This is a genomic window from Pseudomonas luteola NBRC 103146, from assembly GCF_002091675.1.
Classification (GTDB): Bacteria; Pseudomonadota; Gammaproteobacteria; order Pseudomonadales; family Pseudomonadaceae; genus Chryseomonas; species Chryseomonas luteola.
Window position 1 is genome coordinate 71,534 of sequence record NZ_BDAE01000020.1, and the last position, 17,986, is coordinate 89,519.

33 protein-coding genes and 3 pseudogenes are annotated in these 17,986 nt (G+C 55.6%); 15 read left to right on the forward strand and 21 right to left on the reverse strand.

The window, feature by feature from the left end; genetic code table 11:
• The 4 genes from PLU01S_RS19115 to PLU01S_RS19130 form a co-directional block, all read right to left on the reverse strand.
• Positions 1-939 carry a hypothetical protein gene (locus PLU01S_RS19115; RefSeq protein WP_074829750.1) on the reverse strand — a complete coding sequence of 313 codons (939 nt, stop codon included), beginning with the start codon at positions 937-939 and terminating at the stop codon, positions 1-3.
• Complete coding sequence (locus tag PLU01S_RS19120) at positions 936-1,400, reverse strand: HNH endonuclease (protein ID WP_074829752.1); 465 nt, start codon at positions 1,398-1,400, stop codon at positions 936-938. Before PLU01S_RS19120 ends, PLU01S_RS19115 begins: the two co-directional genes overlap by 4 nt.
• Positions 1,401-2,012: 612 nt before the next feature.
• Complete coding sequence (locus PLU01S_RS25785; RefSeq protein WP_074829754.1) at positions 2,013-2,285, reverse strand: hypothetical protein; 273 nt, start codon at positions 2,283-2,285, stop codon at positions 2,013-2,015.
• A gap of 67 nt (positions 2,286-2,352) precedes the next feature.
• A complete protein-coding gene (locus PLU01S_RS19130; protein WP_074829755.1) occupies positions 2,353-2,739 on the reverse strand; it encodes a hypothetical protein in 387 nt (128 codons plus the stop codon).
• Between the two features lie 273 nt (positions 2,740-3,012).
• Here PLU01S_RS19130 and PLU01S_RS19135 point away from each other — a divergent pair, with 273 nt between their 5' ends.
• The 6 genes and pseudogenes from PLU01S_RS19135 (at position 3,013) to PLU01S_RS19155 (ending at position 6,533) form a co-directional block, all read left to right on the forward strand.
• Positions 3,013-3,738, forward strand: a complete 726-nt coding sequence (locus tag PLU01S_RS19135) for an ERF family protein (RefSeq protein WP_074829757.1) — start codon at positions 3,013-3,015, stop codon at positions 3,736-3,738.
• A gap of 12 nt (positions 3,739-3,750) precedes the next feature.
• A complete protein-coding gene (gene ssb / locus PLU01S_RS19140; protein WP_074829758.1) occupies positions 3,751-4,308 on the forward strand; it encodes a single-stranded DNA-binding protein in 558 nt (185 codons plus the stop codon).
• A gap of 41 nt (positions 4,309-4,349) precedes the next feature.
• Positions 4,350-4,805: a hypothetical protein gene (locus PLU01S_RS19145; protein WP_139208934.1), complete on the forward strand. Its 456-nt coding sequence runs from the start codon at positions 4,350-4,352 to the stop codon at positions 4,803-4,805.
• Between the two features lie 2 nt (positions 4,806-4,807).
• Positions 4,808-5,725 (forward strand): annotated as a pseudogene (gene rdgC / locus PLU01S_RS19150) (recombination-associated protein RdgC); the annotation flags it as partial.
• Between the two features lie 117 nt (positions 5,726-5,842).
• Positions 5,843-6,043, forward strand: a pseudogene (locus PLU01S_RS26215) (DNA translocase FtsK); the annotation flags it as partial.
• 184 nt (positions 6,044-6,227) lie between these two features.
• Entirely contained in the window at positions 6,228-6,533 is a 306-nt protein-coding gene (locus PLU01S_RS19155; RefSeq protein WP_074829763.1) for a hypothetical protein, read from the forward strand.
• Here the strand turns inward: PLU01S_RS19155 and PLU01S_RS19160 are convergent, their stop codons facing one another.
• Positions 6,534-7,655 carry a site-specific integrase gene (locus PLU01S_RS19160; protein ID WP_074829766.1) on the reverse strand — a complete coding sequence of 374 codons (1,122 nt, stop codon included), beginning with the start codon at positions 7,653-7,655 and terminating at the stop codon, positions 6,534-6,536.
• Positions 7,656-7,766: 111 nt separating this feature from the next.
• On the opposite strand from PLU01S_RS19160, the gene PLU01S_RS19165 reads away from it, so the two are divergent.
• From PLU01S_RS19165 to PLU01S_RS19170, 3 genes are all read left to right on the forward strand, one after another.
• Complete coding sequence (locus PLU01S_RS19165) at positions 7,767-8,123, forward strand: hypothetical protein (RefSeq protein ID WP_074829768.1); 357 nt, start codon at positions 7,767-7,769, stop codon at positions 8,121-8,123.
• Between the two features lie 40 nt (positions 8,124-8,163).
• Positions 8,164-8,322: a hypothetical protein gene (locus PLU01S_RS25790; RefSeq protein ID WP_159435124.1), complete on the forward strand. Its 159-nt coding sequence runs from the start codon at positions 8,164-8,166 to the stop codon at positions 8,320-8,322.
• A 135-nt stretch (positions 8,323-8,457) separates the two neighbouring features.
• Positions 8,458-8,652 carry a hypothetical protein gene (locus tag PLU01S_RS19170; RefSeq protein WP_074829769.1) on the forward strand — a complete coding sequence of 65 codons (195 nt, stop codon included), beginning with the start codon at positions 8,458-8,460 and terminating at the stop codon, positions 8,650-8,652.
• A gap of 185 nt (positions 8,653-8,837) precedes the next feature.
• Here PLU01S_RS19170 and PLU01S_RS19175 read toward each other — a convergent pair whose 3' ends face one another.
• From PLU01S_RS19175 to PLU01S_RS19210, 7 genes are all read right to left on the reverse strand, one after another.
• A complete protein-coding gene (locus PLU01S_RS19175) occupies positions 8,838-9,239 on the reverse strand; it encodes a hypothetical protein (protein WP_074829772.1) in 402 nt (133 codons plus the stop codon).
• A gap of 3 nt (positions 9,240-9,242) precedes the next feature.
• Positions 9,243-9,500, reverse strand: a complete 258-nt coding sequence (locus PLU01S_RS19180) for a hypothetical protein (protein ID WP_074829774.1) — start codon at positions 9,498-9,500, stop codon at positions 9,243-9,245.
• Positions 9,501-9,828: 328 nt separating this feature from the next.
• Complete coding sequence (locus PLU01S_RS19190) at positions 9,829-10,344, reverse strand: hypothetical protein (RefSeq protein ID WP_074829779.1); 516 nt, start codon at positions 10,342-10,344, stop codon at positions 9,829-9,831.
• A complete protein-coding gene (locus PLU01S_RS19195) occupies positions 10,341-11,198 on the reverse strand; it encodes a DNA-directed RNA polymerase subunit alpha C-terminal domain-containing protein (RefSeq protein ID WP_074829782.1) in 858 nt (285 codons plus the stop codon). The genes PLU01S_RS19190 and PLU01S_RS19195 overlap by 4 nt, the downstream gene beginning before the upstream one ends.
• Positions 11,199-11,414: a hypothetical protein gene (locus PLU01S_RS19200; protein WP_074829785.1), complete on the reverse strand. Its 216-nt coding sequence runs from the start codon at positions 11,412-11,414 to the stop codon at positions 11,199-11,201.
• Positions 11,415-11,416: 2 nt separating this feature from the next.
• Positions 11,417-11,713: a hypothetical protein gene (locus PLU01S_RS19205; RefSeq protein WP_074829786.1), complete on the reverse strand. Its 297-nt coding sequence runs from the start codon at positions 11,711-11,713 to the stop codon at positions 11,417-11,419.
• Positions 11,713-12,111: a hypothetical protein gene (locus PLU01S_RS19210; protein WP_074829788.1), complete on the reverse strand. Its 399-nt coding sequence runs from the start codon at positions 12,109-12,111 to the stop codon at positions 11,713-11,715. Before PLU01S_RS19210 ends, PLU01S_RS19205 begins: the two co-directional genes overlap by 1 nt.
• 251 nt (positions 12,112-12,362) lie before the next feature.
• On the opposite strand from PLU01S_RS19210, the gene PLU01S_RS19215 reads away from it, so the two are divergent.
• From PLU01S_RS19215 to PLU01S_RS19230, 5 genes are all read left to right on the forward strand, one after another.
• Entirely contained in the window at positions 12,363-12,608 is a 246-nt protein-coding gene (locus PLU01S_RS19215) for a hypothetical protein (protein WP_074829789.1), read from the forward strand.
• Positions 12,608-12,835 carry a hypothetical protein gene (locus PLU01S_RS19220; protein WP_074829791.1) on the forward strand — a complete coding sequence of 76 codons (228 nt, stop codon included), beginning with the start codon at positions 12,608-12,610 and terminating at the stop codon, positions 12,833-12,835. The genes PLU01S_RS19215 and PLU01S_RS19220 overlap by 1 nt, the downstream gene beginning before the upstream one ends.
• A gap of 150 nt (positions 12,836-12,985) precedes the next feature.
• A complete protein-coding gene (locus PLU01S_RS25795; RefSeq protein WP_162842023.1) occupies positions 12,986-13,132 on the forward strand; it encodes a hypothetical protein in 147 nt (48 codons plus the stop codon).
• Complete coding sequence (locus PLU01S_RS19225; RefSeq protein ID WP_074829792.1) at positions 13,132-13,338, forward strand: hypothetical protein; 207 nt, start codon at positions 13,132-13,134, stop codon at positions 13,336-13,338. Before PLU01S_RS25795 ends, PLU01S_RS19225 begins: the two co-directional genes overlap by 1 nt.
• Before the next feature lie 52 nt (positions 13,339-13,390).
• Positions 13,391-13,633 carry a hypothetical protein gene (locus PLU01S_RS19230; RefSeq protein ID WP_074829795.1) on the forward strand — a complete coding sequence of 81 codons (243 nt, stop codon included), beginning with the start codon at positions 13,391-13,393 and terminating at the stop codon, positions 13,631-13,633.
• A 75-nt stretch (positions 13,634-13,708) separates the two neighbouring features.
• On the opposite strand, the gene PLU01S_RS19235 is transcribed toward PLU01S_RS19230, so the two are convergent.
• The 9 genes from PLU01S_RS19235 to PLU01S_RS19275 form a co-directional block, all read right to left on the reverse strand.
• Positions 13,709-13,978 (reverse strand): hypothetical protein, encoded by a 270-nt coding sequence (locus PLU01S_RS19235; RefSeq protein WP_074829797.1) that lies wholly within the window; start codon positions 13,976-13,978, stop codon positions 13,709-13,711.
• An 11-nt stretch (positions 13,979-13,989) separates the two neighbouring features.
• On the reverse strand, positions 13,990-14,328 hold the full coding sequence (locus tag PLU01S_RS19240) for a hypothetical protein (protein WP_139208936.1): 339 nt from the start codon (positions 14,326-14,328) through the stop codon (positions 13,990-13,992).
• A complete protein-coding gene (locus PLU01S_RS19245) occupies positions 14,325-14,729 on the reverse strand; it encodes a hypothetical protein (RefSeq protein ID WP_074829800.1) in 405 nt (134 codons plus the stop codon). Before PLU01S_RS19245 ends, PLU01S_RS19240 begins: the two co-directional genes overlap by 4 nt.
• Positions 14,719-15,192: a hypothetical protein gene (locus tag PLU01S_RS19250; RefSeq protein ID WP_074829802.1), complete on the reverse strand. Its 474-nt coding sequence runs from the start codon at positions 15,190-15,192 to the stop codon at positions 14,719-14,721. Before PLU01S_RS19250 ends, PLU01S_RS19245 begins: the two co-directional genes overlap by 11 nt.
• Positions 15,189-15,428, reverse strand: a complete 240-nt coding sequence (locus tag PLU01S_RS19255) for a hypothetical protein (protein ID WP_074829810.1) — start codon at positions 15,426-15,428, stop codon at positions 15,189-15,191. The genes PLU01S_RS19250 and PLU01S_RS19255 overlap by 4 nt, the downstream gene beginning before the upstream one ends.
• Entirely contained in the window at positions 15,421-16,161 is a 741-nt protein-coding gene (locus PLU01S_RS19260; RefSeq protein ID WP_139208938.1) for a transglycosylase SLT domain-containing protein, read from the reverse strand. The genes PLU01S_RS19255 and PLU01S_RS19260 overlap by 8 nt, the downstream gene beginning before the upstream one ends.
• Positions 16,158-16,457 (reverse strand): hypothetical protein, encoded by a 300-nt coding sequence (locus PLU01S_RS19265; protein WP_074829815.1) that lies wholly within the window; start codon positions 16,455-16,457, stop codon positions 16,158-16,160. Before PLU01S_RS19265 ends, PLU01S_RS19260 begins: the two co-directional genes overlap by 4 nt.
• A gap of 78 nt (positions 16,458-16,535) precedes the next feature.
• The gene (locus PLU01S_RS19270) at positions 16,536-16,760 is read right to left on the reverse strand and encodes a hypothetical protein (RefSeq protein ID WP_159435125.1); all 225 of its coding nucleotides are present in this window, start codon (positions 16,758-16,760) and stop codon (positions 16,536-16,538) included.
• The gene (locus PLU01S_RS19275; protein ID WP_074829822.1) at positions 16,738-17,577 is read right to left on the reverse strand and encodes a hypothetical protein; all 840 of its coding nucleotides are present in this window, start codon (positions 17,575-17,577) and stop codon (positions 16,738-16,740) included. Before PLU01S_RS19275 ends, PLU01S_RS19270 begins: the two co-directional genes overlap by 23 nt.
• A 178-nt stretch (positions 17,578-17,755) precedes the next feature.
• On the opposite strand from PLU01S_RS19275, the pseudogene PLU01S_RS26010 reads away from it, so the two are divergent.
• Positions 17,756-17,986: pseudogene (locus PLU01S_RS26010) on the forward strand (RNA-guided endonuclease InsQ/TnpB family protein); the annotation flags it as partial.

Below are 17,986 nucleotides of genomic sequence, written 5' to 3' on the forward strand. Positions count from 1 at the left end.
TCAGACTCCTGGCTGCTGGCCAAACATGGGCGCATGTGGGTCGTACTTGGGCGCAGCTGCTACCGGCTCGCGAGAATGCTGGCGCGTAAAGGCTTCGGGGTTCAGATTGATTCCAAGGAAGCGCTCAGTGTGTTCGGCATCCCTGAAAATCAGGCTTAGGTCGATGTACTTTTTAGCGCCCTTGTACTTATTGCGGGCCATATGGAAGTCGGATTTAGAACAGCCACTTATAGCGCCTATAACCTGCTCTACCGTGTACTCCTCTAGCGCCTTCTCGATAATCTTTGTGCGCTTGGCATCAAGGCGTGACGTCTTGGTTTCACACACTGTCCGCCAGTGCTCGAATATCTTAGCAACCAGTGCCTGACGATCCGCCTTTGCCTTGCGCTTAGCTTCAGCCACCTCTGCTTTACTGGCCGCCTTCGATGTGCCGCTAGGCACATGAGATGTAGTCTCTGTAGATAATCTATGTGTTTTATATGTAGTAGTATCTGTAAGAGCAGTGCAATCTGCCCCGCTGGATGGGGGCAAGTTGCCCTCATCAGAAGAGTGCAAATTGCCCTTATCGATAGCCCCTACATTGCCCCCACTCGATGAGTGCAAATTGCCCTCATCGGAAAGCAGTGGGTTTTCGAACACAATGGTGTAGAAATTGGTGCGGTCGTGCTTGTGCTTGTTCAGCTGCTCGGCCAGGATCACGCCCTTGTTTTTAAGGGAGGCCATTGTTCGCTTAATGGTGTCCTCGCCCCAAAAGGGGAACTGCTTTTGCCACTGTGAAAGGGTGTTATAAATCCACTTCCGGCCCTCATGCTCATAGCCTGCGTCAGTCTCTACCAGCCAGTAGCACAGCTGCTGCAAAACGATGGCTTCATTCAGCCCGATGCGTTCGGCCAGCTGAGGACTGATAACCAGGGGGCGGAATTTGAATAGCAGACTCATGCTTTTCGGCCCTCCCAAGTAACGGAGGAGCCTTTCGAGAGATTGCAAGCACCGCATAGCGTCTGGAGGTTATCCAGCGTAGTTTCGCCACCTAGCGACTCAGGATGCTTATGGTCGCAGTGCAGATTCTTGTAATCGCCGCAAGCCACACAACGATAAGCATCGCGCTCAAATACCTGGCGACGCAGAGTTCCATCGATTTTCTTCTTACGGTATACGGCAGGTGTACTAGAGAAATTGGAGCCTAGCTGCTCGATCAGAATGGCCACCAGTTCGCCGCAATTGCCATCCCCTTTGCGAGCTACCGTAGAAAGCAGCTCCTGATTGTCCTCAAGGAATTCGCGAAACAGCGATAACGCCTGGTTTTCTGCCTGCTTGACGGCCTCGAAAAGTTCCGAAGGCTCGGTATAGGTGACGCCCTGAAATGTTTGGACGAAAGACGACTTGCGTAGGTGGCTCATCGGCATGGCTCCGCGTTGAACTGCGCAGCCGGAAGGACAGTGCGGCATGACGTAGTACGACCTGAACAAAACTGCGATCCGTAGCAGTGGTTTTTAATGAATGCACAAACGGATGGGACGCAAGCCAAAAGCTCAAGCGCCGCGATCTTGACGTCATTGCACAAGCGAAGCGCCAAGAAAGCAGTTGTCGTACCAGAAAAACGGAAATTTAGCGCCTTACGGCCAAATAGCCAAAAAACCGACAGCCGGTAGCAGTTGATAACAGATTTTGTATCATTCTCTGCTTTAATTCTTTTAGGCAAAACTTGCCCGTTCCGCCTTTCGGCAGGTTTTGAAATATTCATGCAGGTAGGCCCTTTTCTGCATTACAAAATTTAGTGTTTAGTCGGCGCTAGCGCGCCTAGCCCTTTCCCGCGAAGGGAGTAACCGGAAGCCCCGCAGAAAAGGGCAAAGGAGAGGCTTGTCAGTGGGGGAGCTACCCGCACACCTATCCGGTCACTACCGCGTAAGACAGTACGCGGAACTGTATTTGTGCAACCGAGCGTCGTGGACGGGTCAGCGGGCAAGGCCGCTTTTCTCAGTTGCACGAACATCGTGCCTGGCTAGCACAATCTACACAGTAGCGCTTGATACAGAATTTGCCAAGTCATCAGATGGCTTGAACAACCAGTATCGGCACCACTGCGCGCCTTTTGCCTTGGCAGATGAGACGCTACCCGCATTTTTCAACTCCAGGTCGTGGCGGATATCCCGAATTCTGGCGCTGATAGCGGCCTCGGAATCTTTCCGGTTAAACCTGGCTTCGATCCTCTCGTTAATTTCAAACAGCGCCAGGGGCTTTTCAGCTCCTTCAAGCACTGCCAGTACACGAGCGTATTGCGTCATCTCACACCGTTGGCTTGCGATCCGTTTGTGTGAGCAAGGCTACAGGCTTAAAAATCTCCGCTTATCGTCATTTTCCCAAACGACCGCGTTTTTTCATTCGCGCCGGTAAAACCGTCACGAGGTACGTCCAATCGATGGCGTGTTTACCGTCACCGCTTGTCATTACGCGCATGTCCAGAAAGCCGTTAGTTTCGCGGTCCATGTTCACCGCCATCCAGATCGGAATAGATCGATTGTTGGCCAGAATCTGGCGCAGGTAGGCATGACTGGTGCCTATCCTTTTCGCGAACGCTTCACGCTGAGTCCCGTTAAACAGGTGCTCTTTCAGGAAATACCGAAGGCGCGCGATGTTCTCAGCCTCGCTTTCGTAGCCTGGCACGCGCTCGTAAGGAGTCAGACCAGGCCAATCCTCTTGGCCTGGTACTACATCAACTTCTCTTCGTACCGCAGACATAACTAACTCCATTATTGGTTAAGGGCGGGTTTTACAGCGGCGGTAACGATACCGCATGCCGGGATATTCTCGACACGACCACAGATAAATGGCCGGGATTTTTGCGACCCGTTCGGAATATCGCTGCTGGCCCGCCTCGCTATGGGGCGCATCATAAGCATTGCATCTCCTGTTATCAAGTGCTGCAAAATTTATTATCAAGTGCTTGCAAAGATTGTTATCAATCGATACAGTTGCGGCCACTTCCAACCGGACACCCCAAAGGCACCAATCATGCAAATGTCTCCAGAGATTAACGAGCTAGCCAAAGCCCTTGCCGCCGCTCAGGTAGAAATCGAAAACGCGACCAAAGACAGCGTAAACCCTCACTTTCGCAGCAAATATGCGGACCTTGCCGAGGTGCTGAACACGTCGCGTCCTGTGCTGGCCAAGCACGGCCTATCCGTTGTGCAAATGCCATCGTTTCAAGATGGAAAGGTAGGCGTGACCACACTGCTTATGCACGCATCCGGTCAGTTCATTTCTAGCGAGCTGGTTGGTCCTTGCATGAAAGTTGACCCGCAAGGCATTGGCTCTGCCATTACCTACTACCGCCGTTATTCCCTGGCAGCCTTTGCCGGTATCGCCCAGGAAGACGACGACGGCAACGACGCAAGCACTGCGCCGAACAACCAGAACAACCAGAACAACCAGAACAATCGGAACAACCGAAACAACCAGGGCAACCAGAACGCCCAGCCTGAGCAGCAGCAGGCCCCGCGCCCCATCAATAAAGGCGCAATGGCCCGTATCGAAAAGACGCTTGTACGTTGCAGTCCTGCCGTCCAAAAGAAGTTTGCCCAGGACTATCCAGACCCCAGCGCGATCCCGCAGGACGGGTTCCAGAAGATTATTTCCAGCCTTGAGTCAGCAGCCGACAAGTATCAGGCGCGCCTCAAGGAAGCCGAGGGCGGCGAGCCTGTCGTCACCGAAACAAACAACGATCAAGCAGCAGCGTAAGGAGCCCATGACATGGCACGCGGCGTCAATAAAGTAATTCTCGTCGGCAACGTTGGCGGCGATCCTGAAACCCGTTACATGCCCAATGGCAATGCCGTCACCAACGTGACCCTTGCCACCAGCGAAGCCTGGAAGGACAAGCAAACTGGCCAGCAGCAAGAGCGCACCGAATGGCACCGCGTTGTGTTCTTCGGCAAGGTTGCCGAGATTGCAGGCGAGTACCTGAGCAAGGGCTCGCAGGTCTACGTGGAAGGGCAGTTGCGCACACGCAAGTGGCAAGGCCAAGACGGGCAAGACCGCTATACCACTGAAATCGTCGTCGATATCAACGGCACCATGCAGCTCTTGGGCGGGCGTGGCGGCAATGACGGCGGCGACTATGGCCAGACTCAGCAGCAGCGCGCACCACAGCAGCAGCGCCAGCAGACGCAAGGCCGTAGCCAGGGCAATGCAGCCCAGCGCGCGCCACAGCAGCGCCAGCAGCAGCAACCCGCGCCGGACTATGACAGCTTCGACGATGACATTCCGTTCGCCAACCCCTATGCGGGCCAGGTATTGCTGGTTATCTAAACCCAACTTTGTAGACGATGAGAATGCAGTACATCACCTACTTGAACCACGAGATACACACACCGACTGCCAAGGCCGCCGACCGCGCGGCCCTGTCGGTCATGATGGCCATGTACGACGGTCCTGTTACCGTCGTCGAGTCGGCGCAGGTCAAGCCCCTGCCGCCGCGCAAGCATCCAGAGCCCAGCAAGAGCAAGCGCTCGCGTACCAAGGATGCCAAGCCGCTGGCCACCGCCGAGCTATTTGCCGTCGTGCCCGTTGCCGACGTGCAGCAGGCGCTAGGGTACGCCGATATGCCGTCCTGGCCGTTCGGCGTCCCTAAGCGCCATGAAGAATTCTTGCGCACCATGATGACGGTCTGGCCAACGCTCAAGCGGGCCAAGCGCCTGATCGAAAGCGGCAACCGCCTGGCTCGCGTCGCCAAGCTCATGGGCGCAGACGAGGAGGAGCTAAGCAGCCTCCTCGATTCTCACAATATCTTCTACCTCAAGGACTAATCATGTTCTTTCGTAACCTGCTGATTTATCGCATAACACAAGACCGTGAGCTTGAGGCAGAAGCACTGGCCGAGGCCCTGGCCAGCAAGCCCGCGCGCCCTTGCGCAAACCAGGAGCTGACCACCTACGGTTTTATCCCGCCTATCGATGCAGGCGAAGGTTCGGCGCTTGTCCATGCCTCTAGCGGCTACCTGCTGATTGCCACCAGGAAGGAGGAGCGCATACCGCCTAGCGCGGCGGTAAAGGAAGCCTTAGACGAGAAGGTCAAGGCGATTGAGGGCGAGCAAATGCGCAAGGTCTACAAGAAAGAGCGCGACCAGCTCAAGGACGAGATTGTCATGAGTCTGCTGCCGCATACCTTTAGAAAGAAGAAGACCACGCGCGCCGCGATCATGCCCAAACAGGGCCTTATCCTGGTAGACGCCTCCAGTCCGCGCCAGGCAGAGGACCTGCTGAGCACCCTGCGCGAAGCGCTTGGCTCGCTGCCGGTGCGCCCGCTTTCGGTCATTAATGAAGTCTGCGTGACGATGACTGACTGGCTCAAGAATCAGACCGCTACCCATGACCTGCATATTCTGGACGACACCCAGCTTAAGGATGCCCACGAGGATGGCGGCTCCATCACGGTCAAGGCGCAGGACCTGACAGCCGAGGAGATTCAGAACCACTTGAGTGCGGGCAAGATGGTCACGCGCCTGGCGCTGGCCTGGCAGGACAAGCTTTCGTTTGTGCTCGATGAGAAGCTGACTCTTAAGAACATCCGGTTCGAAGACCTATTGCAGGAGCAGGCCGACCAGGAAGGCGGCGATGATGCGCTGGCACAGCTCGATGCAAGCTTTACGATCATGATGCTTACCTTTGCCGAGTTCCTGCCCGAGCTGGTCGAGGCGCTAGGCGGCGAGATGATCCCGCAAGGCATTTGCGGTACGAGCGCAAGTGACTTGCAGGAAGGCGCGCCCAAGGTCGTGCGGATCAAGCGCGATGAAGTGCAATACGACGCCTTCAATCCAGTGGCAGAACAAACTGCCGCGCACGTCGATGACCTGGACAGCGACACACTCTACCAGCAGGCCGTTGTATTCGTCAGAACCGAGAAGCGAGCCAGCATTAGCGCAATCCAGCGAAGATTCAAAATTGGCTACAACAGAGCAGTGGAGATGATTGGGCGCATGGAGGAGGAGTTTGTAGTAACGGCAATGAACTCCAACGGAACACGCGACGTTGTAGCAAGTTACTAATTTGGCAATACCAGCCCCTAAGTCAATATGCCGTCGGCCATGAACCTTCGGCATCTCTCAAGAAAACAGCATTACTGGAAAAGCAGCGTAAGGAGCTGGAAACAGTATTGGCAAAATGGCGCTATCACGGTGCGTCCATCATGCGGGCGCACTGCATCCACTTTGATAGCACTCAGGTAGCACCATGCTAGTTACAGCCATTTTCATCGTTTGCGCCATCACTGCCGGTTACTGCGCTTGGATCAACTTTAAACTCCCCGCCACGGTGTACAGCCGTATTCGCGCCCTCCTCCTTGCCTTGGCCAGTCTTACCTTTCTGTTATCCAGCCCCTATGCAGGGCTCCAGTATGACCGCCTCAAGGCGCAGACGGACGCCGAGACCAGCGCCATACGCACCAGGGCCGAAGCGGCGCGCATTGCCACGCTTATGACCGCGTTCGGCGAATCCTATGCAGTCATCGAATACCTGCGCACCACCCAAAGCCAGTAGTCACCAGATATAGCGGGCAAGGTCGCTACCACGCAGGGACGCATAGCGAGCCAGTAGACGCGGATCACGATGGCCAGTGATTCGAGATATCAGCACGGCATCCATTGTTGTCCGCTCAAACAGTCTGCATACCGCCTCGTGCCGCAGGTCATGAAAGTGCAAGTCGGCACACTCCGCCGCCTCGAATATCCGCGCAAACTGAGCCGATATCCGTGCCGTCGTGCGCTTGAGACTTTTGGCGCTCAAGTCTCCATCCCACCAGGGGAATAACGGGGCGTCGTCGCTGCCCTCGTGGCGCTCCAGCAGCTCGCCCATGACCTGCATGGCGACCGATGAAAGCGGAATCTGGCGCTTATCCCCGTTCTTAGTCTGATTTAGGTAAACGGTACGCCTGGCCATATCTACCTGGTTGGGCGATAGCGTATACATCTCGCGCAGGCGCATGGCCGTCTCTAACGCCAGCTTAAACAGCGCTTCCAGATAATCACGGTGCGGCAGCACTAGCGGGCGCTGGCGTCCGGTTGCCGTCTCGCCGTCCAGTATCTCGTGAACACTCTCCTCCTCTTTAGCGTCCAGCCTCCTGTCTCGCGGGGCGTCAGTTCGGGCCGCCTTCCCCTTGCGCGCCAGCACGCGACCGTCAGCCGCGTTATAGGACGCATAGCGCTTGGGCAGCTCGCGCAGCGGATTGCCTGCCAGCCCTCCCCGCTTTACGCTCCAGTCCAAGCACCGCGCCAGTGCGCCCACGTAATGACGGATCGTAACCGGCGCAAGCACGCGCTCGTGCTTCATGCCTGCTACCCACTGCTCAGCCCATTCGTATGTGAGTTCATCCAGTTTGAGCGCACCCTGCTGGCGCTCGATGCCATGCAGTAGCGCTTGATCCGACTCAGGCATTGCCACGGCTTCGATATAGCCTTCGATCACAGCGCCCAGCGTAGCGGCCCCAAGCCGCGCTTTAACCTCTGCCGGTATACGCCCCTTGTCTAGCTCTGCCTCGGTGCGAGCGCACCACTCTGCGCCCTCTCGTTCGGTCGCAAAGCTAAAGCTAAGTGGCTGGCCTAGCAGATGCTTGCGGCGAATGATGAACTCCCAGCGGTTGCCACGCTTACGCTTTGTTGCCATGTACTGCCGATCCCATTCAAAGAAATCGCATAGACAACCATTTTTAAAAACTATTCGAAAGGGCTTTATCTCTATCTGAATTGTAAGTATAATTCAGTTACAGCAGACGGATTGGCCGAATGCCTAAACAAAGGAGTGCGAAAACTGTCAGACAAAGAAGCGCTAGAGCTAGAGCTACTAAAGGCCAATATCCGAAAGACGTTAGCCGAAGCAGCAAAAGCCGAATCAGAAGCAGCAAAGGCGGTAGACGAATCAGGAAAGATCAAGGCCGAAACGGCCAAGATAAAAACCGAAACGGAACTGCTGGATTACGAGGCGCAACGGTTAGTTGCTGAGAAATTCAAACTCAACAACGAGGGTAAGAAATTTAATGTAGAGGCGTTCTGGACGCCAGCGAAGATAACAGTTAGCTGGCTAGTAGGTTTCGGGGCGCTACTACTGTTATTCTACCGATTGTTCTTCAAGTAACCGGAGCCCCGCGAAAGCGGGGCCTCTCAAGGAGGTCAAAATGCTATCTCCAGAGTCACGTATCAAGCAGGCAGCCGAACGCGCGCAGGCCGAAGTTGAAGCACTGGAAAAGGCTAAGACCGTCAGCCCGATGCTGTATTTTGGCAGCATGATTCTTGCGGCGTTTGCAGCAGCAGCCCTACTGCATATCGCTCAGTAACAGAAGCAGCAAAGGAGCCGCCCACCGAGGCGGCTTTTTTGTGCGCAAGTGACTTGCAGCGCGCGAGGTACGCTTGCGCCCTATGCTGAATTGGCGGTATTATTCAGATTAACAAGTTAGCAGCGGGATGGCGTCATGGAAGCAGTAAAGAGAAACGGCGGCGCGCGTGTTGGCGCAGGGAAAGCAAAAGACCTGCCGCCAGATGCAGTGGCAACAAAGCGCACAGTATCGATAGATGACGAGACGGCTGCAATCCTTACCGCGCTTGGCGGCGGCAAGCTGAGCCGTGGCATTCGAGAGGCGGCGCGCATTATCAAAGCGCAGCAGTAAACCAGCACTCTGCTAGCAGGCCGCACGCGCAGTGCTGGCGCTATTTAATCAGGGGTTTACAAAGCCCTTGCAAGTAGGTAGATTTGCTCGTGCCTAGTCTCTCTTTGAAGGGATTATGCGGCGAGACCTCCAATCGAGCCGCAAACAAAAGAACCGCCCTCACGGCGGTTTTTTTGTGCCTGAAATTAGGCAGCCTGCTTGAACATCGGGATTTTGTATGCCTCCTGGCGCACCTTCCTGGCCTCCTCTGGACCGTATCCCCAAATGTTCCCTTCACTCCATGACCGCTCAGGCGCAACGTATCCAGGGTGAAGCGGCTTGCCGTGAACAACGTACTCGCGCAGGGCTTTGACCAGGTCCTTAAGCGTGCCGCCATGCGTGAAGCCGCGCCACTTGCTTGTAAAGGTCGTCTCGTGGGTATAGACGCGCTTGCCGGAGTAGTCATCGATAAACCAGACGCGGCCCCGCGCGTCCAGCTCAAGGCGAGCGTAGCGGTCGTGTGTCTTGTTGTAGAAGAATCGGCGGCCATGACTGCCGACCACCTTGATAAACTCGTTTGCCTGCTCCAGGCGCTGCTGCTTGCTCATGTCTCAGCCACCCATTGATGGAACATGCTCTGCTTCGACATGCAGAACCTTGGCACGCTTGTAATAACGCCGCCAGTTAGTCAGTCCGCATACGTTCCCGCTATCGCGCTCGCCTACGGTGTAGCTCACCTGCTTGGCCTTTGAGTTCGTCCGTAGCGCGTATACATAGTCTACGGTCATCAGTCTGCCGGTTTCATCGCGCAATCGGTCGCCCTTGCGTGGATCGATGCGCGGGTCGCGCTCATGCTTGTCACTGCTCATAATCAAACTTCCATTAACGGCCTTGCTAGCCGTCTATGCCTGCGTCAGTCGCGGCCTGTAGCCGTGCTGCCACTCTCGGTTTTTAATGCTTCTAGCCTTTCCAAACACTTTGGGCATGTCACGGCAGGTATCGGCATTTTCATGTATTCGTAATCGGTCCAACCGTTTTTGCCTCGCGGCCTCTCGCCACATAAGGCAGGCTCAAAACCATCAAACACATGGTAATTGCGGTCAACGGCATGTATGAGTCGGCCCTGTCCTTGCTCATTGCTACTCGCTAGGCTTCCGGGCCTTTTGACGATCCGCATATAAACTCCCGTTGACGGCTCTACAGGCCGTCTACCTGATTGACTGGCGCGGCTTCTGGACCGGCTGCCACTTCTGTTTTTGCAGCCAATGCAGCCTCAACGGCGGCGGCCAGCTTGCTGGAGTCATACGGCATCTCACTCAGGCGCATCAGCCGTATTTGATTAGCCGTGCCTTGCACTACCGGCCAGTTGTTAATCATGAAATCGACAATCTCGCCTTCCGGCATTGCCATTGTCTTGTATCGAAGGGTATCCAGTTCGCAGTAGAGCTTGGCCAGGAAGCGCACCAGGTTATGCGCATCAGCCAGCTCCGCTGCCAATCGCTCAGGCACAGCACTAATCATGCCTTGCAGAGCATCGTAAGTGCCTTGAGTCATCATCACGACCTTTACAACCGCCTCGCTATCCTGGCGCATGGCTTCGACCGCTGACGGCTCATTAGCATAGACGGCCAGCTGCACGCCATCCGTTGATGCAACGCTCAAGGCGTCAGGATCATTACCTACGACCGCGAACGCTTTATAAATCTGGCTCATACTGGCTGCCCCTCCTCGCGGGCTCCATAACGCAAACGCTTCACCGATTCATAGTGGCGCTTGCAGCAGCCAAGCTGCTCGTTATAAACCGGATCATTACATGACGAGACATTGCAGACTTTTCGTTCATAGCGAGCAGCCTCCTTAAATCGAATACTCTCCTTAGCTAGGCCGCCATAAGGCGCGGCAAGCTTCTCGACAAGAGCTAGCGACTTCTTGCCAAAATCAGGAATTTTTAGCAGGTCAATTACGCTATGCTCTAGCAAATGCCTGAGACTCATTATCTGGTTTGCGCATAGTAGGTTTCGCAATTTCTCCGGCAGCGGAAGCTCCATAACGGGCAAGTCATGCGAAATGATACTGCCCCCCTGGTTATTGGCTTCGAAGGCCGCAATTCGCTGGTCGGTCTGCGCGTCAAAGTCGGCATCAGAATAGCCCTGCGTATTAGCGATTCGGCGGACGCCACGGTAGCGCTCGGCGTTAGCGCGGTACTGGTCAAGTTCGGCCTTTAATACCTCTACGTCAGATTCAGAATACAAGGCGCGCACCTGGTACTCAGGCCACTCGGCTGGATTCTGCTTAACCATGTCGTGATGCTCTTTTGAGCATGTAGACCAGTCCTGGCCAATAAATCCAGCCTGCCAAGCAGTAGGCTCGATACCCACCTCTACATCCTCTCGGGTTATGTCCCTGCAATCGCCTGTCAGGGTGAATATCGCAGTCAGACAGATACCATTATTGCCCTCGCCCCACATCCAGCCGCTAGGCGGGGGGAATACAGGCTTAACAAAATCGCACTTGTTGTCTTTGCACCACTGGATTGCTTCCGCTCTTGTTGCATCTTCTTTAGTCATTTAAAAGTCCTCCAGCGGGACATTGATGGCGTTATCGCGCCACTCGTGAAATTGCGGATTGCCATGAATGTGCTCAAGGCAGGTCGGGTCAGTCTTGCTTTTGTACCCTGCAAGCCAAAAGTGACCGCCATGAAAAGTGGTTCCGCAGCGCTCGCACTGCTTCCAGCTGCCGTACCCTTTTTCGCTTCTGTTTTTGAATAGGTGCGCAGTGCTCACAGCTACTCACCCGTAACAAGCGCGGTATCGTGAGGCTCAAGGCACTGCTCTACGTGCTCCAGAACCCAGGCGGGCACTTCTGGCGATTCATAAAGCCGCTTGCGCAGGCTGTCCAGGTGCTCAAGGGCGAAGAGATTGCTACTAGCGTCAGCCTCAAGCTTCTCGTAATCAGAGGCCAGCACGTACACCCTTGAGCCAACCCTATGCCCTTCGCCTTCCAAGGTATGCGGCTCAACCATTTCAGCCGCTATGCCGCCATTCTCGTGGTAGGTCGTCATTACATAGCGCTTGACCTCCATTACTTATTCCTCCCGTCAAAGGCACCCAGGCGCACTAGGTCGCTTGTACTAGCGGCAAGAAAATCGTCGTCATCTTCTAGCGGCTCTACCGGCTCATATTTGAGAAGCCTGTCAAGTGCGTCGCGGTAAAGCTGCGCGGCATGCTCCGTACTCTCCTTGCTCTCCTTAAGCCTAGATTCCAGGTACTTGTTTGCGGACTGCAAGCGCTCAAGCTCCTTTAGCACGTTGCTGACCGTCTCGCGACCAGACGCATAAACCAGCATGCCGTCCTTTATATGAGGGTCGCCAATAGGATCAATGACGATTCGCTCTGTACCAGGCTCGCGGCGTGCGGTGCCAATGGCAGCGATTAGAGGGCCGTCAGGGTTTTCGGCGGGCATTTCAGTGTCTTGAGGCATGAACTTGTCACTCCATCCGATTTTAAATACGGGCAAACTCGCATAGACGGCTGTACCAGCCGTCAACGCCTAGAGCTGGCGCGGTCTGTAGAGGCTCTGCCACTCCGTCATTTCAGTGGCAACTATACCCGCCACCTTTGAAATTGTGAACTATAAAATACGAAAATATTTCGCATAAATATGTTGCGCTCTAAACTGAATTGGCGGTATAGTTCATCCATCGAAACGAACACCGCCTTGAGGGCAAAATCATGAATGCTTTTGAACGCCGCGAACTGGTAAACAAGATTGCAAAGCAAAAGGGCATGACCGTGGAAAAGCTGGATTTGCGCTCGCACTTCCTGCACCTGCGCGACGGTGCCAAGGTCTATTACGTCCCGCTGTATCGTGGCATCTGCGCTGAAATGATCGAGCGTCAGATGGGCGAAAAGAGCCTGGAAAATTGCTGGCGCTTGGACCAGGTAGAAACATCCATGTATTTCGTGAGGGCCGCGTGATGACTAAGAAATTGACCGAACAGCAGCAGGCAGAAATCCACAAGGAAGGCTGGAACACGTTTCTCGCCGGAACTAGCTCTAATCCGTACCGGGAAGGCACTAAAGCGCACGAATTGTTCCGCGACGGCTGGACAGAGGCGAGCCGCGAGTTCTATAGGCAGAATGAAAAGCCCGTAATGGTCACGCGGGAATTCCGCCAGACATTAGGCAAACTTGTCGGAATGTGACCAGCCCGCACGGATCGAAACTTCCAGCTATGCCGCCCACCGAGGCGGCTTTTTTATTTGCGCAATTTTTTCACATTTAGCTTGCGCTTTATTCTGAATTGGCGGTATAGTTCAATCCATCGAAACGAACAACTCGCCAGAGGCAAGAGAATGACCAAGCAAGACATGATTAAGTATGTAGCCAAGCGGGCAGAGGTTACTGAGGAAAAGGCAAAAGACTATCTGGAAGCCGAAGAATGGCGGGTTGATGAAGCCGTTTTCATTATCAAAGCTGAGCGCAAGGCAGGGATGCTGTAATGGCCCGCACTACTCCTGAGCAAACTCGAAACAAGCTGGGACTTGTTGCGGCAAAGAAGCTAGATGCGGCGGCGGAGGCGCTGAATGACTATCGAATGGCCTGCCTTGAGTGCAGCGATAATGCCGCACAGCATGACCGGCGCAAGTCAATGGTCGGAGAGCTTAAAGAGCTGGCAGCTTGGCTCGAAGGTTGCTCTAAAGCGTGACAAGTCACTTGCGGGTCTCCAGCCAGGAGGCCCGCTACAACGGAATGAAGCCATGACCATTTATACGCTCATCAAAGCAATGGAAAACGAGGCGATAGAGGCTGATAGCAGCACCGCCACCCGCGAAGTCAACGGCGTGACCGTTACCCTGCACACGGACCTTCGCAAGAGACGCGCAGGCGGTAATTCAGCTAACGTCCCATTTGTTTGGGCTCGCCGCTGGAAGGTTGACGGAAAGCGCGTGAGGGAGAATGACGCCGCCCACATACTTAATAAATCGGCGGCCCTGAAATAAGCCTTCGACACCAAAGAGAAAGCCGCCCAATAGGCGGCTTTGTCGTTTCACACGTCCGGCTTTTCGTCTCGCATATCAGCCCCTGATAGACTTGCTAAAAATCCTCTCGGCCTCCGACGCCAGGCGTTCAAGCTTGGCTTCAAGCGCTGCACGCTCCTGGCCGGTATAGGTGCCATTTCTAAGCTCGCGCCGTCCGTTGCGCCATAGCAGGCAGTGCGCCCTGTAGGCCATGCGCTCCCACTGCTCTGCATTAACGTTGAGGTTAGCCAGGGCACGCACCAGGAGCACAACAGCCCCAAGCAAAACAACAATGGCAATCAGCAGGCAAACGGTAGGCAGGCTCATAAGGGCGTCACTCAAGGCTTGTTAGGGGTCGTCTCGACGCAGCCCACGGTTAGCGCCTCAAGCGCGGTTCCGTAGGCTTTCGCGTTCTCATAATCGACCAACAGAATGCCTGCCTTTGCCTTGGCATCTTCTGGCGGGTTTCCCACGCCCCACAGATATTTAGGCCGTGGCGGCAAGTCCTTCGCCTCGATGCACGCCTGGCGCACTGGCACCTTCTTTTCCACGACCTGAATTTGAGGTACGACTTCCGCCTCGGGCGTGACTGCGCAGGCAATCAACGCGCTGGAGGCCAGCATGCTGACCAGGGCGCGCCCAAGGCCCATACCGCAACCGACAATTCCAATTCTCACTGAGCCTTCCTCCAGGCGTTGTACAGCAGGTCATTGACCGTTAGCGTCTGGTCGGCAAGGTCACGCTCAAGCGCCTTTATTCGCGCATCCCTGGCGCTGGTTTGCTTGGCGGCCTCGGCCATCGCGAGCGCTTGCAGCGACTTGGCAGATTCGGCCTGCTGCTCAGCTAGCGTCACGGCAAAGCTCTGGCTTTGAATCTCGGCCTTCAAGGTCTCGATCTGCGCGGCGCGCTGGCCATTAGCGTGCGTCATGGCCTGTAATTGGTCACTCAGCCCTTTCAAGGCAGACGCATGGTCGGCTTCGAATTTCCAGCTGGCGACCTTGTAGGTAACGGCTGAGGTCAGCGCCAGGACGATCAGAAACAGGGCGACTTTCACGCCGTTGGATACGTTACTGAGCATTGGCGGCAATCTCGAATTCTAGCGGCGGGTACATGATCGATTCGTCACGGCCCACCCAGTTGGTCTGGTAGCGCACCAGGTTGTTGTATCGGTAGTGGCCAGGCTTGAAGGCGGGCGTCACGTAAAAGCCGTACATGGTTGTGTAGCATCCAGGCGTGTAGGCCCTGGCACCCGACGGCAGCGGGATCATGACGTTTTTGTCATTGAAGGCCGACGGGAAGAATTCAAGCGTCACTTCGGCCTTGCTGCACACCTCTCGCTTAATCGCGATGACGTCGCCCACATGGAAGACGGTTTGAGGCTCACCCTTTATGTTCATCGTGCCGACGTTGCGCACGGTAAACGGGTTGGAGCCCGCCACCAGGAGCACAACGACGACAAAAGCCATAGCAACGCCTGCGGCAAGCGCCATAAATGGCCAGAACACATAAGGCGGAACGAATTTGTTTATCATCTTGTTCATGATGCGCCCTTAACGACCAACGCTACGAGCGCGGTCAATACGCTGGTAAGGATCAAGCCGGTTCCTCCGTAAACCAGGGACTTAATCGGGTATAGTTGTTCCTTCGTGACATAATCCTCTTCACGCTTTTCTATCTGCTCGACGCGCGCCACCGAGGCGCAGCCATCCAGCCGCTTTTCTATCTGCTCGACCTTTTGTTCGATCAAGGCAAGCTTTACCTCTGGCCCGCTAGTCATGGGGCACACCTCGAAAATACGGCTCGTACTTGAGCCTGCGCACGTCAAGAATATTTGTAACGTATTCGCGGTTTATGTCGTAAAAGGACTTTCCGTAGCCAGGCTGCGGCTTCCTAGATTTAAGGCTGTGCGCCGAAACGTGCCCCCTCCAGCGCGCCGGATCACAGCCTTTTGTGTTCGCGCATAAGCGGCGGTCTTGCAGAACGCCCCCTGTCCCGCCGTTGTAGGCAGACAGGGCAAACGAGAGTTGATCGACGGGAGTGGCCGCGCCTTTCTGGCGTTTGAACAGGCCCTTATCCATCTCGACTATGGCAATCAGCTGGTAATGCGCGTCGTAGCGGTTCGCCCAGCTCCAGCCCTTAAGGCTTGGATATGCAGCGACCAACTCAGCCCACTTGTTAAAGCGAACTGAGCCGTCCTTTTTGTAAGCAACAGTTGTCTGGCCAAGGCCAAAACCGTATTCACGACTGGTCTTAAGCTCGGCGCGCGGGTTCCAGCACTTGGAGTGCTTGAGCGTTATGCAGCTCTCCTGCTCGATCTGGCCTGCCAGGAACTCAGGCATAGGCGCATCAGGCCAGATTGCCTGCTGCTGCTCGACCAGGACCGGAAGCAGCGCCTTGGCCTGCGCGGGCACTTCGGCAGCATGGGCTACCCCAAGGACTACGCCCAGCGTCATGCCGACCAGTAAGGCGAATAGACCGCGCGCCAGGCGATCCAGCGCGCGCATGCTCATGCCTTGGCCCATAGACACAGCGCCATAAACACCATGCCCACAAACAGCACGAATGCAGCAGCCAGGATGCCTGCGGCAACGTTGTAGCCCTTAATCTCAGCCACCAGCCAAGGAATGCTGACCTTGGGGAACATGATGCGCGAGACAATGACCGCCAGGCCCGCCAGAATCGGCGCAACCAGTAACCACTGACCGACAGTCAAGGCCATAGGCGGATCAATAACCAGCAGGATGAGTGCGCACGGCAGCATTAGCAGCCAGGCACCTTTATCGAATAGAGCTTTAATAAGGTCCATGACGGACTCCCATAGGGTAAGAATCCGTCACAGTTTGGAGCGGCTAAAAAAGGCGGTTGCGCGCCGCTTTCCCAAGCGCTAGCGAATACGGCGCAAAACGTTGGCAATGGTCTTGGACTGGTTGCCAATCGCCTCGATAACCGCGTTCAGCCGCTCGGCTATGCCTATCCAGATATCGGTCACGCCATCGCGCCCGCGCTTCCACTGCTCAAACGCATCACTCTTAAACATGAACTCGGCGTCACTGAGCGGTATCTCGTTTGCGCTGGTGTAGGTCTGCTCAAGGTGCTTTATCAGCTCCACGCGCAGGTTCATCAAAGAGCGCAAGAAAGCGGGCCGTTCTCTCGCTGAGCAGGTCGGGTAACGGAAATCGGGCCGGTGGAGTACCGGCCACCTCCGAGATATAAACAATGCCTTCCTCGTTAAAGCCCATGTTCAGCAGGTGCTGCGCTTGGGCCGTGGCCGCCAGATAGCTGTCCAGCATGTCGGCAAAGTCGCTATCAGGAAACTGGCGCATGATCTGCACGCGGTCGAACAGCCAGTCGTCTAGCACGGCGTCGGAAAGGTTCTCCAGGCGCTCGCAGAACGTCATTCCCAGGTCAGGCGTGTGGTTGATGCCTGCGAACTCGATATCGTCGCTACGGCGCATCTGCGCAGCCAGGCACGCAATAATCCAGCCGACGCGCCCGCCCTTGATTCGTCCAGTCACAACCAGGCGTTCGATACTCTCGGCCATAAAGCCTAGCAGCGGGTAGAGCGTCCACACGTCATCAGCAACCGGCCCGACAGTCACAGGCTCAGCTGTCTGGACGTCGAACTTCATGTACTGCGAGAAACGCGCGCCGCCATCCCCGATAGGGAAGTCACCCGTCCCCGACTGGTGTACCAGGTAATGCGCGATCACTGCGCCACGCTCTTGTACAGTCCACAAGCGCGGGTCATCGACCTGGCCAGCAGCCTGACGGTCGGAAGGCTTGCAGATGACCTTGAGCAGCGCGGTCGTGTTGGCCTCGTGGTAGATAGGCGACTTGGCCACCAGGTCGATGGCGTCGCCGATAGGCAGCTCTCGAAGCTCGACGGTCAGGCGCGGCGTTCGAAACGGCGTGAATTGTATGGGCATGAAAGGAATCTCCAGAATAGTGCCGCCATGCTAGGCCGCGCATCTGGCGCAGCCCTGGCAGGCTTTCCGGCTGCCTTACCGAAAGGCGCGAAAGGCCCCGTACTTTTAGTGCGGGGATGGATAGCGCGGGCAGCGAAGCGGCCCTATAATAGCTGTGTCCATATCCAGTGATAGCGTAATGCTACATACCAAAACCCTCAAAGTTCGTATTCGAGACAAGCACGCTCCTTTGCTTCGGCAGATGGCGCGAGGCGTTAATTTTGTCTGGAACTACCTAAACGAACTTAGTCAGCGCTCCATTCGTGAGCGCGGAGGGTTCTTGTCGGCGTATGACTTGCAGAAGTACACGAACGGATGCGCCAAAGAACTAGGGCTACATAGCCAGACCGTACAGTGCGTCAGTAAGGAG

Bases quoted from the DNA above. Each gene is read 5' to 3' on its own strand.
- PLU01S_RS19115 (WP_074829750.1), bottom strand. From the start codon at position 939: ATGAGTCTGCTATTCAAATTCCGCCCCCTGGTTATCAGTCCTCAGCTG.
- PLU01S_RS19120 (WP_074829752.1), bottom strand. From the start codon at position 1,400: ATGAGCCACCTACGCAAGTCGTCTTTCGTCCAAACATTTCAGGGCGTC.
- PLU01S_RS25785 (WP_074829754.1), bottom strand. From the start codon at position 2,285: ATGACGCAATACGCTCGTGTACTGGCAGTGCTTGAAGGAGCTGAAAAG.
- PLU01S_RS19130 (WP_074829755.1), bottom strand. From the start codon at position 2,739: ATGTCTGCGGTACGAAGAGAAGTTGATGTAGTACCAGGCCAAGAGGAT.
- PLU01S_RS19135 (WP_074829757.1), top strand. From the start codon at position 3,013: ATGCAAATGTCTCCAGAGATTAACGAGCTAGCCAAAGCCCTTGCCGCC.
- ssb (WP_074829758.1), top strand. From the start codon at position 3,751: ATGGCACGCGGCGTCAATAAAGTAATTCTCGTCGGCAACGTTGGCGGC.
- PLU01S_RS19155 (WP_074829763.1), top strand. From the start codon at position 6,228: ATGCTAGTTACAGCCATTTTCATCGTTTGCGCCATCACTGCCGGTTAC.
- PLU01S_RS19160 (WP_074829766.1), bottom strand. From the start codon at position 7,655: ATGGCAACAAAGCGTAAGCGTGGCAACCGCTGGGAGTTCATCATTCGC.
- PLU01S_RS25790 (WP_159435124.1), top strand. From the start codon at position 8,164: ATGCTATCTCCAGAGTCACGTATCAAGCAGGCAGCCGAACGCGCGCAG.
- PLU01S_RS19170 (WP_074829769.1), top strand. From the start codon at position 8,458: ATGGAAGCAGTAAAGAGAAACGGCGGCGCGCGTGTTGGCGCAGGGAAA.
- PLU01S_RS19175 (WP_074829772.1), bottom strand. From the start codon at position 9,239: ATGAGCAAGCAGCAGCGCCTGGAGCAGGCAAACGAGTTTATCAAGGTG.
- PLU01S_RS19180 (WP_074829774.1), bottom strand. From the start codon at position 9,500: ATGAGCAGTGACAAGCATGAGCGCGACCCGCGCATCGATCCACGCAAG.
- PLU01S_RS19190 (WP_074829779.1), bottom strand. From the start codon at position 10,344: ATGAGCCAGATTTATAAAGCGTTCGCGGTCGTAGGTAATGATCCTGAC.
- PLU01S_RS19195 (WP_074829782.1), bottom strand. From the start codon at position 11,198: ATGACTAAAGAAGATGCAACAAGAGCGGAAGCAATCCAGTGGTGCAAA.
- PLU01S_RS19205 (WP_074829786.1), bottom strand. From the start codon at position 11,713: ATGGAGGTCAAGCGCTATGTAATGACGACCTACCACGAGAATGGCGGC.
- PLU01S_RS19210 (WP_074829788.1), bottom strand. From the start codon at position 12,111: ATGCCTCAAGACACTGAAATGCCCGCCGAAAACCCTGACGGCCCTCTA.
- PLU01S_RS19215 (WP_074829789.1), top strand. From the start codon at position 12,363: ATGAATGCTTTTGAACGCCGCGAACTGGTAAACAAGATTGCAAAGCAA.
- PLU01S_RS19220 (WP_074829791.1), top strand. From the start codon at position 12,608: ATGACTAAGAAATTGACCGAACAGCAGCAGGCAGAAATCCACAAGGAA.
- PLU01S_RS25795 (WP_162842023.1), top strand. From the start codon at position 12,986: ATGACCAAGCAAGACATGATTAAGTATGTAGCCAAGCGGGCAGAGGTT.
- PLU01S_RS19225 (WP_074829792.1), top strand. From the start codon at position 13,132: ATGGCCCGCACTACTCCTGAGCAAACTCGAAACAAGCTGGGACTTGTT.
- PLU01S_RS19230 (WP_074829795.1), top strand. From the start codon at position 13,391: ATGACCATTTATACGCTCATCAAAGCAATGGAAAACGAGGCGATAGAG.
- PLU01S_RS19235 (WP_074829797.1), bottom strand. From the start codon at position 13,978: ATGAGCCTGCCTACCGTTTGCCTGCTGATTGCCATTGTTGTTTTGCTT.
- PLU01S_RS19245 (WP_074829800.1), bottom strand. From the start codon at position 14,729: ATGCTCAGTAACGTATCCAACGGCGTGAAAGTCGCCCTGTTTCTGATC.
- PLU01S_RS19250 (WP_074829802.1), bottom strand. From the start codon at position 15,192: ATGAACAAGATGATAAACAAATTCGTTCCGCCTTATGTGTTCTGGCCA.
- PLU01S_RS19255 (WP_074829810.1), bottom strand. From the start codon at position 15,428: ATGACTAGCGGGCCAGAGGTAAAGCTTGCCTTGATCGAACAAAAGGTC.
- PLU01S_RS19260 (WP_139208938.1), bottom strand. From the start codon at position 16,161: ATGAGCATGCGCGCGCTGGATCGCCTGGCGCGCGGTCTATTCGCCTTA.
- PLU01S_RS19265 (WP_074829815.1), bottom strand. From the start codon at position 16,457: ATGGACCTTATTAAAGCTCTATTCGATAAAGGTGCCTGGCTGCTAATG.
- PLU01S_RS19275 (WP_074829822.1), bottom strand. From the start codon at position 17,577: ATGCCCATACAATTCACGCCGTTTCGAACGCCGCGCCTGACCGTCGAG.